12 protein-coding genes are annotated in these 11,767 nt (G+C 68.3%); 4 read left to right on the top strand and 8 right to left on the bottom strand.

Going from position 1 to position 11,767, the window contains the following annotated elements; genetic code table 11:
- The first annotated feature begins 19 nt into the window (after nucleotides 1-19).
- From ABZ490_RS10155 to pknB, 3 genes are all read left to right on the top strand, one after another.
- Entirely contained in the window at nucleotides 20-1,459 is a 1,440-nt protein-coding gene (locus ABZ490_RS10155) for an FtsW/RodA/SpoVE family cell cycle protein (protein WP_358987143.1), read from the top strand.
- Nucleotides 1,456-2,925, top strand: coding sequence for a penicillin-binding transpeptidase domain-containing protein (locus ABZ490_RS10150; RefSeq protein WP_358987140.1), 1,470 nt, complete (start codon nucleotides 1,456-1,458; stop codon nucleotides 2,923-2,925). The genes ABZ490_RS10155 and ABZ490_RS10150 overlap by 4 nt, the downstream gene beginning before the upstream one ends.
- A 169-nt stretch (nucleotides 2,926-3,094) precedes the next feature.
- Nucleotides 3,095-5,071, top strand: coding sequence for a Stk1 family PASTA domain-containing Ser/Thr kinase (pknB, locus tag ABZ490_RS10145; RefSeq protein ID WP_358987137.1), 1,977 nt, complete (start codon nucleotides 3,095-3,097; stop codon nucleotides 5,069-5,071).
- Between the two features lie 85 nt (nucleotides 5,072-5,156).
- Here the strand turns inward: pknB and ABZ490_RS10140 are convergent, their stop codons facing one another.
- Genes ABZ490_RS10140 through ABZ490_RS10115 form a run of 6 tightly spaced genes read right to left on the bottom strand, consistent with a single transcriptional unit; the run spans nucleotide 5,157 to nucleotide 9,409 of the window.
- Nucleotides 5,157-5,912 carry a class E sortase gene (locus ABZ490_RS10140; RefSeq protein WP_358987134.1) on the bottom strand — a complete coding sequence of 252 codons (756 nt, stop codon included), beginning with the start codon at nucleotides 5,910-5,912 and terminating at the stop codon, nucleotides 5,157-5,159.
- 6 nt (nucleotides 5,913-5,918) lie between these two features.
- Complete coding sequence (locus ABZ490_RS10135; protein ID WP_358987131.1) at nucleotides 5,919-7,100, bottom strand: class E sortase; 1,182 nt, start codon at nucleotides 7,098-7,100, stop codon at nucleotides 5,919-5,921.
- Nucleotides 7,097-7,735 carry an aminodeoxychorismate/anthranilate synthase component II gene (locus ABZ490_RS10130; protein ID WP_358987128.1) on the bottom strand — a complete coding sequence of 213 codons (639 nt, stop codon included), beginning with the start codon at nucleotides 7,733-7,735 and terminating at the stop codon, nucleotides 7,097-7,099. Before ABZ490_RS10130 ends, ABZ490_RS10135 begins: the two co-directional genes overlap by 4 nt.
- Nucleotides 7,732-7,929, bottom strand: a complete 198-nt coding sequence (locus tag ABZ490_RS10125; RefSeq protein ID WP_358987126.1) for a hypothetical protein — start codon at nucleotides 7,927-7,929, stop codon at nucleotides 7,732-7,734. Before ABZ490_RS10125 ends, ABZ490_RS10130 begins: the two co-directional genes overlap by 4 nt.
- Nucleotides 7,930-7,945: 16 nt before the next feature.
- On the bottom strand, nucleotides 7,946-8,623 hold the full coding sequence (locus ABZ490_RS10120; RefSeq protein ID WP_358987123.1) for a class E sortase: 678 nt from the start codon (nucleotides 8,621-8,623) through the stop codon (nucleotides 7,946-7,948).
- Nucleotides 8,624-8,641: 18 nt separating this feature from the next.
- Complete coding sequence (locus ABZ490_RS10115) at nucleotides 8,642-9,409, bottom strand: DUF881 domain-containing protein (protein ID WP_358987120.1); 768 nt, start codon at nucleotides 9,407-9,409, stop codon at nucleotides 8,642-8,644.
- A gap of 140 nt (nucleotides 9,410-9,549) precedes the next feature.
- Between ABZ490_RS10115 and crgA the strand changes: the two genes are divergently transcribed.
- Nucleotides 9,550-9,804, top strand: coding sequence for a cell division protein CrgA (gene crgA, locus ABZ490_RS10110; protein ID WP_358987118.1), 255 nt, complete (start codon nucleotides 9,550-9,552; stop codon nucleotides 9,802-9,804).
- A 266-nt stretch (nucleotides 9,805-10,070) separates the two neighbouring features.
- Here crgA and ABZ490_RS10105 read toward each other — a convergent pair whose 3' ends face one another.
- Both ABZ490_RS10105 and ABZ490_RS10100 read right to left on the bottom strand, forming a co-directional pair.
- A complete protein-coding gene (locus ABZ490_RS10105; RefSeq protein ID WP_358987408.1) occupies nucleotides 10,071-10,964 on the bottom strand; it encodes a rhomboid family intramembrane serine protease in 894 nt (297 codons plus the stop codon).
- 105 nt (nucleotides 10,965-11,069) lie between these two features.
- Nucleotides 11,070-11,597 (bottom strand): peptidylprolyl isomerase, encoded by a 528-nt coding sequence (locus ABZ490_RS10100; protein WP_358987115.1) that lies wholly within the window; start codon nucleotides 11,595-11,597, stop codon nucleotides 11,070-11,072.
- Nucleotides 11,598-11,767 lie beyond the last annotated feature (170 nt).

Below are 11,767 nucleotides of genomic sequence, written 5' to 3'. Positions count from 1 at the left end.
TGAGAGGCCCTGTCACATCATGAGCAGTACTACTAATTCGCCGACGCATCACACGTCCACGATCGGCTCGATCGGCACCCCGAGCCGGCGCAACACCGAGCTCGCGCTGCTGGTGTTCGCCGTCGTGATCCCGGTCTTCGCCTACGCCAACGTGGGCCTCGCGATCAACGACCAGGTACCGTCCGGCCTGCTGAGCTACGGCCTGGGCCTCGGCCTGCTGGCCGGCGTCGCCCATCTCGTCGTACGCAAGTTCGCGCCGTACGCCGACCCGCTGCTGCTGCCGCTGGCCACCCTGCTGAACGGCCTCGGTCTCGTCGCCATCTGGAGACTGGACCAGTCGAAGCTGCTCCAGCAGATCAAGCAGGCGGGCACGGCCGCGCCCCGGCAGCTGATGTACACGGCGATGGGCATCGCGCTCTTCATCGTGGTGCTGATCTTCCTCAAGGACCACCGCGTCCTCCAGCGCTACACCTACATCTCCATGGTCGGCGCGCTGTTCCTGCTGCTGCTCCCGCTCGTCCCCGGTCTCGGCCAGAACATCTACGGCGCCAAGATCTGGATCTCGGTCGCCGGTTTCTCCATCCAGCCCGGTGAGTTCGCGAAGATCGTGCTGGCGATCTTCTTCGCCGGCTATCTGATGGTGAAGCGCGACGCGCTCGCCCTGGCCAGCCGCCGCGTCCTCGGCCTGTACCTGCCGCGCGGCCGTGACCTCGGCCCGATCATCGTGGTCTGGCTGGTCTCGATCCTGATCCTGGTCTTCGAGACGGACCTCGGCACCTCGCTGCTGTTCTTCGGAATGTTCGTCATCATGCTGTACGTCGCCACCGAGCGGACCAGCTGGATCGTCTTCGGTCTGCTGATGTCCTCGGTCGGCGCGGTCGGCGTGGCGCAGTTCGAGAGCCACGTCCAGCAGCGCGTCCAGGCCTGGCTCTCCCCGATGAACGAGTACAAGCTCTCCCAGCAGGGCGTCGTCGGCCACTCCGAGCAGGCCATGCAGGCGCTGTGGGCCTTCGGCTCCGGCGGCACCCTCGGCACCGGCTGGGGCCAGGGCCACTCCGAGCTGATCAAGTTCGCCGCCAACTCCGACTTCATCCTCGCCACGTTCGGCGAGGAGCTGGGCCTCGCCGGCATCATGGCGCTGCTCCTGCTCTACGGCCTGATCGTGGAACGCGGCGTGCGCACCGCCCTCGCCGCCCGCGACCCGTTCGGCAAGCTGCTCGCCATCGGCCTCTCCGGCGCCTTCGCGCTCCAGGTGTTCGTCGTCGCCGGCGGTGTGATGGGTCTCATCCCGCTCACCGGTATGACGATGCCCTTCCTGGCGTACGGCGGTTCGTCCGTCATCGCCAACTGGGCCCTGATCGGCATCCTGATCCGGATCAGCGACACCGCGCGGCGCCCGGCCCCGGCCCCCGCCTCCAACCCCGACGCCGAGATGACCCAGGTGGTCCGCCCGTCATGAACAAGCCCCTGCGCCGGATCGCGATCTTCTGCGGCCTGCTCGTGCTGACCCTGCTGCTGCGGGACAACTACCTGCAGTACGTCAAGGCGGACACCCTCGCGAGCGACACCAAGAACCGCCGCGTCAACATCACGCGCTACTCCACGCCGCGCGGAGACATCATCGTCGACGGCAAGGCCATCACCGGCTCCGTCGAGACCACCGGCGACTACAAGTACAAGCGCACCTGGAAGGACGGCGCCATGTGGGCGCCGGTCACCGGTTTCTCCTCGCAGGCCTTCGGCGCCAACCAGCTGGAGAAGCTCGAGGACGGCATCCTCTCCGGCAACGACGACCGGCTCTTCTTCCGCAACACCCTGGACATGATCACGGGCAAGGAGAAGCAGGGCGGCAGCGTCGTCACCACCCTCAACGCCGCCGCCCAGAAGGCCGCCTACGAGGGCCTCGGCAGCAAGAAGGGCGCCGTCGCCGCGATCGAGCCGTCCACCGGCAAGATCCTGGCCCTGGTCTCCACGCCGTCGTACGACCCCTCCAAGTTCGCCGGGTCCTCCAGCAAGGACCAGGAGGCCTGGGAGGCCGTCCAGAAGAAGAACAACGCCGACGACCCGATGCTCAACCGCGCGCTGCGCGAGACCTACCCTCCGGGCTCCACGTTCAAGGTGGTCACGGGCGCCGCGGCGCTGGAGAACGGCGAGGTCGACGGGATCGACGACAAGACCGACACCCCGGACCCGTTCCCGCTGCCGGAGTCCTCGAGCAAGCTCACCAACGAACACGGCGAGTGCAAGAACGCCTCCCTGCGGTACGCGCTCATGGTGTCCTGCAACACCGTCTTCGCGAAGATGGCCGACAACGTCGGCAACGCGAAGATGATCGAGCAGGCGGAGAAGTTCGGCTTCAACGAGGCCGAGCTGGACACCCCGGTGCGCGCCGCCGAGAGCATCTACCCGAAGGACAACCGGCCGCAGAACGCCCAGGACGGCATCGGCCAGGCCTCCAACCGCGCCACCCCGCTCCAGATGGCCATGGTCGCCTCGGCGGTCGCCAACGACGGCAAGCTGATGAAGCCGTACATGGTCGACGAGGTCAGGGCACCGAACCTGGACACCCTGGAGACGACCGAGCCGCAGCAGCTGTCCCAGGCGGTCTCCGCGGAGACCGCGCAGAAGCTCCAGGACATGATGGAGACGGTCGTCAACGACCCGCAGGGCACCGGCGGCAAGGCCAAGATCTCCGGCGTCACCGTCGGCGGCAAGACCGGTACCGCCCAGCACGGCCTGAACAACAGCGAGAAGCCGTACGCCTGGTTCATCTCGTACGCGAAGCTGTCCGACGGCAGCGCGCCCGTGGCCGTCGCGGTCGTCGTCGAGGACGGCGCGGCCAACCGTGAGGACATCACCGGTGGCGGTCTCGCCGGTCCGATCGCAAGGGACGTGATGAAGGCCGTCATCGACAGCAAGAAGTGACCCCCATCACGTTGCCTGCACATCGGTGCACGTTGCGATACCGGTCCTGCATCGGGTGACGGGCTTGGCCAGGTCACAGACCGCCGTCCGGGTACGGTATGCCCGGACGGCAGCCTTCGACCGCACACGTGTGCCGGTCGGGACCGACGGAGAGGGCTGGTAGGTAGCTATGGAAGAGCCGCGTCGCCTCGGCGGCCGGTACGAGCTGGGCCATGTGCTCGGTCGTGGTGGCATGGCGGAGGTCTATTTCGCGCACGACACCCGCCTCGGCCGCGCCGTGGCGGTGAAGACGCTGCGCGTGGACCTCGCGCGCGACCCTTCCTTCCAGGCCCGGTTCCGCCGGGAGGCCCAGTCGGCCGCCTCGCTCAACCACCCTGCGATCGTCGCGGTCTACGACACCGGCGAGGACTACATCGACGGGGTCTCGATCCCGTACATCGTCATGGAGTACGTCGAGGGCTCCACGCTCCGTGAGCTGCTCCACTCCGGCCGCAAGCTGCTGCCGGAGCGGACGCTGGAGATGACCATCGGCATCCTCCAGGGCCTGGAGTACGCGCACCGAAGCGGCATCGTGCACCGGGACATCAAGCCGGCGAACGTCATGCTGACGCGCAACGGCCAGGTCAAGGTCATGGACTTCGGCATCGCCCGTGCGATGGGCGACTCCGGGATGACGATGACCCAGACCGCGGCCGTGATCGGCACCGCCCAGTACCTCTCGCCGGAGCAGGCGAAGGGCGAGCAGGTCGACGCGCGCTCGGACCTGTATTCGACGGGTTGTCTCCTCTACGAACTGCTGACGGTCCGCCCGCCCTTCGTCGGGGACTCCCCGGTGGCGGTGGCCTACCAGCATGTACGGGAGGAGCCGCAGCCCCCGTCGGTGTTCGACCCCGAGATCACCCCCGAGATGGACGCGATCGTCCTGAAGGCGCTGGTCAAGGACCCGAACTACCGCTACCAGTCGGCCGACGAGATGCGCGCGGACATCGAGGCCTGCCTCGACGGCCAGCCGGTCGGGGCCACGGCGGCGATGGGTTCCGTCGGCTACGGCTACGGCGACGACCAGGCCACCACGGCCCTGCGCTCCGCCGACGGCGGCGCCACCTCGATGCTGCCGCCGATGAACCCGGACGACGGGGGCTACGGCTTCGGCACCTACGACGACCGCCCGGACCGCCGCCGCCAGAAGAAGTCGAACACCTCGACGATCCTGCTGGCCGTGGCCGCGATCCTGGTGCTGGTGGGTGCGATCCTGATCGGGAAGTACGCGTTCAGCGGCAAGAACGCGAGCGACGAGACGGTGAACGTCCCCAGCCTGATCAGCCAGACCGAGGCCAACGCCAGACAACAGCTGACCAATGTCGACCTCAAGGTCGGCACGGTCACCAAGAAGGCCTGCGAGAACCAGCCCGCCGGCCAGATCTGCTCGCAGGACCCCGCAGCCAAGACCGAGGTCAAGAAGAACACCGAGGTCAACCTGGTCGTCTCGACGGGCGCGCCCAAGGTGGCGGTGCCGAACGTGATCGACAAGGACGAGGAAACAGCGAAGAGTCAGCTCGAGGACAAGGGCTTCGAGGTCGAGACCAAGCAGACGGTGTCCTCCCAGGAGGCGGGCACGGTCCTCAGCCAGGACCCCGACCCGGGCACCGAGCTGGAGAAGGGCTCGACCGTGACCCTGGAGATCGCCAAGGCCGAGGAGAAGGCCACCGTCCCCGACGTCTCCGGCCAGAGCTGTGAAGCCGCCAAGAACCAGATGCAGGCCAACAACCTGACCGGCAACTGCGTCGACGTCGACACCCAGGACCAGAACCAGGTCGGCAAGGTCATCTCGACCAGCCCGTCCATCGGGTCCCAGGTCGACAAGGGCTCCACGGTGACGATCCAGGTCGGCAAGAGCAGCCAGACCCAGGTGCCGTCCGACCTCCAGGGCCTGACCCTGAAGGACGCCAAGCAGAAGCTGTCGGACGCGGGCCTGAACGTCGGCCAGATCTCCGGTTCCCAGGACGACGACGCCCAGGTCATCAGCTCCGACCCGAGCCCCGGCAGCACGGTGAACCGCGGCACGTCGGTCAACCTGATCGCCATAAAGACCGGGAACAACGACGGCGGCAACAACGGCGGCTTCCTCAACGGCGGCAACGGCTAGCCGCTGAGCCCGCACGGGCGGACGGCGAGGGGCCCGGTACTCGGATCGGACGAGTACCGGGCCCCTTGTCGTGCCGCCGGGGCGGTCAGCCGTTCAGTTCCTTCGGGGGGGTGCGCCGCGCGTCGACCTTCTGGACCCGCTCCAGTTCGCCCCACACCACATAGCGGTAGCGCGAGGTGTAGACCGGGGTGCAGGTCGTCAGGGTGATGTAGTGGCCGGCCTTCTTCTTACCGGACTCCTCGGGGATCCGGCCGAGGACCTCGACGTTGTACTTCGAGGTCTCGGGGAGGATCGCGTAGACCTTGTAGACGTACCAGTCGTCCCGCGTCTCGAAGACGATCGGGTCGCCCTTCTTGAGCTTGTCGATGTTGTGGAACTTCGCGCCGTGGCCGTCCCGGTGCGCGGCAAGGGTGAAGTTGCCGTCCTTGCCGCTGGTGGGGAGCGCGGCCTTGACGGGGTCGGTGTAGTAGCCGGCCACCCCCTCGTTGAGGACGTCCGTCGAGGTGCCCTTCTCGACCAGGACGTCGCCGTTCCTCATGGCGGGCACGTGCAGGAAGCCGATGCCGTCCTTGGTGTCGAGCGCGCCCGGCCCGGTGTCCTGCTGGGCCCAGTTGTCCCGGACCTTGTCGGCCTGCTTGTCGGCGTGCCGGTCGGCGACGACGTTCGTCCACCACAGGGAGTAGACGACGAACAGGCCGAGGACCAGGCCCGCCGTGATGAGGAGTTCACCGAAGACGCTGACGGCGAGGGCGATCCGCCCCCGCCGCGGCGGCCCCGCCGACGCGTCCGCCTGAGGATCCCGTACCTGCTCGGTGTCGCCGGTGGTCGCTGCCACGTTCATGTGCCCCTACTCGACTAGCGCATCCGGCTTGCCCTTGCTGCGCGGCCGTTCCTCGACCATCTTGCCCCAGACGATCAACCGGTACTTGCTGGTGAACTCCGGCGTACAGGTGGTGAGGGTGATGTACCGGCCCGGACCGGTGAATCCGGACTGCGGCGGTACGGCCTCCAGGACGCTGGTGTTGCTGGGCGCGGTGACCGGCAGCGAGGACATCATCTTGTAGACGAAGTACTCGTCCTGGGTCTCCACGACGATGTCGTCGCCCTTCTGGAGCCGATTGATGTAGCGGAACGGTTCACCGTGGGTGTTGCGGTGCCCGGCGAGCCCGAAGTTGCCGCTCTTGTCCTCGGGCATGGCCGTCTTCAGCGCGCCCTCGCCGTAGTGCCCGACCATGCCCTTGTCGAGCACCTTCTTGTTGCTGACGCCCTCCGCGATCGGCACGACCACGTCCAGCTTGGGGATGTGCAGGATCGCGAAGCCCTGGCCGGGGGAGAAGGTGCCCGGGTTGCGCTTGCCGTTCGCCCAGTCGTCCTGGAGGCTGTCCGCCTCCTTGCTGGCCTGGGCGTGCGCCCGCACGTTCGTCCACCAGAGCTGGTAGCTGACGAAGAGCAGCATCAGTACGCCCGTGGTGATGAACACCTCGCCGACCGCCCGGCTGGCGACGACCGCGGCGCTGGGCTTGCGCGCCTTGGCCTGTCGGCGGGCCTCCACCCGCGACAGCGGCCGCTCGTCCTGCGAGGGCGCGAACGCCGGGTCGTCCGCGTCGAGGGATTCCGCGGCGGAGCCGACGTGACGCCCGTGACGGCCCTTGGCGGCCTTCCTGCGGGCCGCCCGGCCACCCGCGGGGGTTCCAGGGGCGGGAGAGGCCGTTGTGGCGCCAGAGGCGGCTGTGGCGCCTCCGAACGGTCCGAAAGGATCGGCCCCGGCCGGCGGTGGCTCCGGTATCCGCAGCGCCACCGTCTCCTCGTCGACGGGCGGAAGCTGCTGGGTGAACGCCTCGCCCCCCACCGCACCGCTCCTCGGTCCGGCGACCGGAGCGGCTTTCCGCCGCCGCCCGGTGCCGGGGCGCGGATCGCCGGCGTACGGCTCGGCCCCCGGCGGCTGCTCCCCGGCGTACGCATCCACGCCGAAGGACTCGTACGGCGCGGTGCCGTACGAGTCCTCGCGCTCGGGGCGCAGCGCGGTCACGCCGTGGCCCTGCCCACCACCGGGGCGAGCCCCGCCGACCTCGCCACCGCGCCCTGGTCGCCGCACTCCACCAGCCAGTTGGCCAGCATCCGGTGGCCGTGCTCGGTCAGCACCGACTCCGGGTGGAACTGCACGCCCTCGACGGGCAGTTCCCGGTGGCGCAGCCCCATGACGATCCCGTCGTGGGTGCGGGCGGTGACCTCCAGCTCGGCCGGGACGGTGGCCGGCTCGGCGGCGAGCGAGTGGTAGCGGGTCGCGGTGAAGGGGGTGGGCAGTCCGCTGAAGACGCCCTTGCCCTCGTGTTCCACCAGCGAGGTCTTTCCGTGCAGCAGCTCGGGCGCGCGGTCCACGACACCGCCGTACGCCACCTGCATCGACTGCATGCCCAGGCAGACCCCGAAGACGGGGACGCCGGTGGCCGCGCAGTGGCGGACCATCTCGATGCAGACGCCGGCCTCCTCGGGGGTGCCGGGTCCGGGGGACAGCAGGACGCCGTCGAAGCCGTCCTGGGCGTGGGCCGTGGAGACCTCGTCGTTGCGCAGGACCTCGCACTCGGCGCCCAGTTGGTACAGGTACTGGACGAGGTTGAAGACGAAGCTGTCGTAGTTGTCGACGACGAGAATGCGCGCGCTCACTGGTTGTCCACCGTCACATCGTTGAAGGGAAGCAGCGGTTCGGCCCACGGAAAGACGTACTGGAACAGGGCGTAGACGACAGCGAGGGCCAGCACGATCGAGATCAGCGCCTTCACCCACGCGTTTCCCGGCAGATGCCGCCAGATCCAGCCGTACATGCCGTCCCTTCCGTCGCACCACGGCACCTGACTCACGCCGTACGCCACCAGACTAACGGCGCAGGGCCTTCGGTTCGCCTGCCTCCACGGGCTGTGTGGAGTCGAGATGCGCCCAGACGATCAGCCGATGACTGTGCCCCCATTCCGGATCGCACGTGGTCAGCGTCAGATACCGGCCCGGACGCGTGTACCCCGACTTACGTGGCACAGCGTCGATCACCTCGACGTCGGAGGGCACGGTTTTGTAGGGGCCTTTGTCGATCCGATACGTGAACCAGGTCGTGCCGTCGGTGAGCACCACCGCGTCCCCGCGCCGCAGCTCGGGGAAGTCCTTGAAGGGGTCGCCGTAGGTACGCCGGTGACCTGCGACGGAGAAGTTCCCGGGCTGGCCGAGCCGTGCCGTGCCGGCGTAGTGGCCCAGCCCCTTCTTCAGGGTGCCGGTCCCGGTGCCTTCGAGGACCGGCTTGTTCCACGTGAAACCGAGACGGGGGATGTACATCACCGCGAAGGGCTGTCCGTTCCGGTACGGCGCCGGCGGCGCGGGGGTGCTCGCCCGCGGGGCCGGCTGCCGGGTCGCCCACTGTTCGTGCAGGTCGTCGATCTGGTCGCCCATGGCCCGGTCGGCCCGCACTCCGGTCCAGAAGAGCACATAGGCGACGAAGAGCACGATGACGGCGCCGACGGTGATGCACAGCTCGCTGAACGTCCTGACGATCACCCGTAACGACACAGGCGCTCCCGCCGGTTGCTACTCCACAGGCTTCGCGTAGTGCAGATCCACTGTGCCCGAGTAGCCCGGCAGAGTCACCGTCCCGTCCTCCGTGACTTTCCAGCCGAGGCCGTAGACGTTGACGTAGACCATGTAGTTCTGGATCGCGGGCGAGTCGGCGAGCGCCTTCTGGAGCTTCTCGGGGTCGCCGACCGCCTGGATCTTGTACGGCGGTGAGTAGACCCGGCCCTGGAGGATCAGGGTGTTGCCGACGCAGCGCACGGCGCTGGTGGAGATCAGCCGCTGGTCCATGACCTTGATGCCGTCGGCGCCGCCCTTCCACAGGGCGTTGACCACGGCCTGGAGGTCCTGCTGGTGGATGACCAGGTAGTCGGGCTGGGGCGCGGGGTAGCCGGGGAGCTTGGCGGTCGCGTCGGGCGGGGCGTCGTTGAGGGTGACCGTGATCGCCCTGCCCTTGAGCTTCTGGGTGCCGGCGCTCTTCTCCAGGCCCGTGAGCTTCTGGTCCTCGGCGCTGGTGCTGCCGTCGTCGGCCTCGGCCAGGGACTCCACCTGCGCGCGCAGGGCCCCGTTGGACTCGTCCAGCTCGCCGTTCTTGCGGCTGTGCTCCTGGATCAGGTCGGAGAGCTTCAGCAGGGAGGCGTCCGTGCGGATGTTCGTACCCTTGGCCGTCTGGAAGCTGGTGACGAAGAGGAGTCCGGCGAGGGCGAAGACGCCCGCGGTGAGCATGCGCACGGGACGGTGGCGGGGCGTTGAACCCGTGCGGGGGGAGTCGGCAGAATTGCTCAACGTACCCTTATCTCCTTCGGCGCCGTAGAAGCACTACGCTAACGGACGCCCGGGGGAGCCCCTCAGTCCCCTAGTACGCAGCCCCCGAGCCCGACCAGTTACCTGCGCGGCCACGCAGCGCATCGACAGGAGAGACCCTCGTGCCGAAGTCACGTATCCGCAAGAAGGCCGACTACACGCCGCCGCCGGCGAAGCAGGCGACCGCGATCAAGCTGACAAACCGCGCCTGGGTCGCCCCGGTGATGCTGGCGATGTTCCTGGTCGGACTGGCCTGGATCGTCGTCTTCTACGTGACGGACGGCACGCTGCCGATCGACCAGCTGAACAACTGGAACATCGTGGTGGGCTTCGGCTTCATCGCGGCCGGGTTCGGCGTCTCCACGCAGTGGAAGTAGCGGTCGCCGCCGGCTCTCCCCAGGGCTGTTCACTGAGTTATCCACAGGCCTGAGCCTTCTGTCCACAGATGGGGAAAAGAAACGACGATCTGTGGATAACTCACCGGAGGTTGACGCCGGTATGACGTAACTACCGGCAGTCACCAGCCCTCGAAAGCTCGTTCGCCCCCTGCCTGACCTGCATGAACAAAGGTCACGGACAGGGGGCGTCGACGTTCCCGCACGTTGTGCACAAGATTCGCCACGCGCTGTGGACAACAGGGCGCTCAAGTGAGCTGGGCGGTCCTCAGGAGGGTCAGCACGACCACCGCGGCCAGCACCGCGGCACAGATCCCGTACTGGACGAGCGCCCGGTGCTCACGCGGGGCGTGGACCATGCCGTATCCGATGATCACGCCCGCGACGAGACCACCGATGTGGGCCTGCCAGGCGATGTTGCTCCACCCGAAGGTGAAGATCAGGTTGATCACCAACAGGGTGAGGATCGGCCGCATGTCGTAGCGCATCCGGCGCATCAGCACGGCCGTGGCGCCGAAGAGACCGAAGATCGCGCCCGAGGCGCCGAGCGACGGCTGGTTGGGCTCGGCGAGCAGATACGTCAGCGCGCTGCCCGCCAGGCCGGAGACGAAGTAGAGCGCCAGATAGCGGGCCCGGCCGAGCGCCTGTTCGAGCGGGCCGCCGAGCCACCAGAGGCTCATCATGTTGAACAGGATGTGGACGATGCCGCCGTGCAGGAACATCGGCGTCAGCAGCCGGTACCACTGCCCCTCCGCGATGCCCTCGACCCCGCCGAGGACCGGCACGTACGCCCGGCCGAGCAGCTCGAAGCTGTTGGTGAAGCGGTCGCCGACGGCCATCTGGACCAGATAGACGGCCACGCACAGCCCGATCAGGATCTTGGTGACCAGGCGGGGATCGTCCTTGAGGGCACCCCCGGCGAGGGTGCGCGGCTGGGAGGCCGCCGGCGGATGCCCCGTGCCCGAACCTTCCCGGACGCAGGTGGGGCACTGGAACCCGACCGAGGCGCTGACCATGCACTCCGGGCAGATCGGCCGCTCGCAGCGGGTGCAGCGCACGCCGGTCTCGCGGCCCGGATGCCGGTAGCAGGAGGGCAGCCCGCTGTGGGTGCCGTCCGGCCGGCTGCCTGGCGCCTGGTCCATGAGCTCCCCCAGTTCGTCGTCGGGCGGGGCGGGCATACGGGATCCGCCCTGCTCATCCTTACGGACGAGCGGGGCAAATGGTTCCTGTTCCCGCCGCGGACCGCGCTAACGCGTCTCGACGACGACCGACTCGATGACGACGTCCCGCGTCGGGCGGTGGGTGCGCGGGTTGGTCTCGGTGGCCGCGATCTCGTCCACGACCTTCTGGCCGGCCTTGTCGACAACCTCACCGAAGATGGTGTGCTTGCGGTTGAGCCAGGCCGTCGGGGCGACGGTGATGAAGAACTGGGAGCCGTTGGTGCCCGGGCCCGCGTTCGCCATGGCCAGCAGATACGGGCGGTCGAAGCGCAGTTCGGGGTGGAACTCGTCGGGGAACTGGTAGCCGGGGTCGCCGGTGCCGTTGCCCAGCGGGTCACCGCCCTGGATCATGAACCCGCTCATCACCCGGTGGAAGACCGTGCCGTCGTACAGCGGGGCGGTGGAGCGCTCGCCGGTCGCGGGGTGGACCCACTCGCGCGCGCCGGTGGCGAGCTCGACGAAGTTCGCGACCGTCTTCGGGGCGAAGTCCCGGAAGAGCCGGATCTCGATGTCGCCCCTGCTGGTTCTCAGGGTGGCGTAGAGCTGCTCTGCCACGATCCTGCCTTCCGTTGTGCTCGTGTGATCCCCCGATCCTTGCACGGACGGGAGCGGGCGGCGCCGATCCGTGGCATTGTCGACGACAAGGTCCCGTTGCCCTTATTCATCCCCTATGGCCACCCGCCCGGCACCCGGATGCCCCTCCGCACGTGCCGTGACGGACACCG

Origin of the sequence: Streptomyces sp. NPDC005811, assembly GCF_040630405.1 — a bacterium.
Taxonomy (GTDB): Bacteria; Actinomycetota; Actinomycetes; order Streptomycetales; family Streptomycetaceae; genus Streptomyces.
Note: the sequence above shows the minus strand (reverse complement) of the source record. Positions and strands in the feature narration are given on the sequence as shown.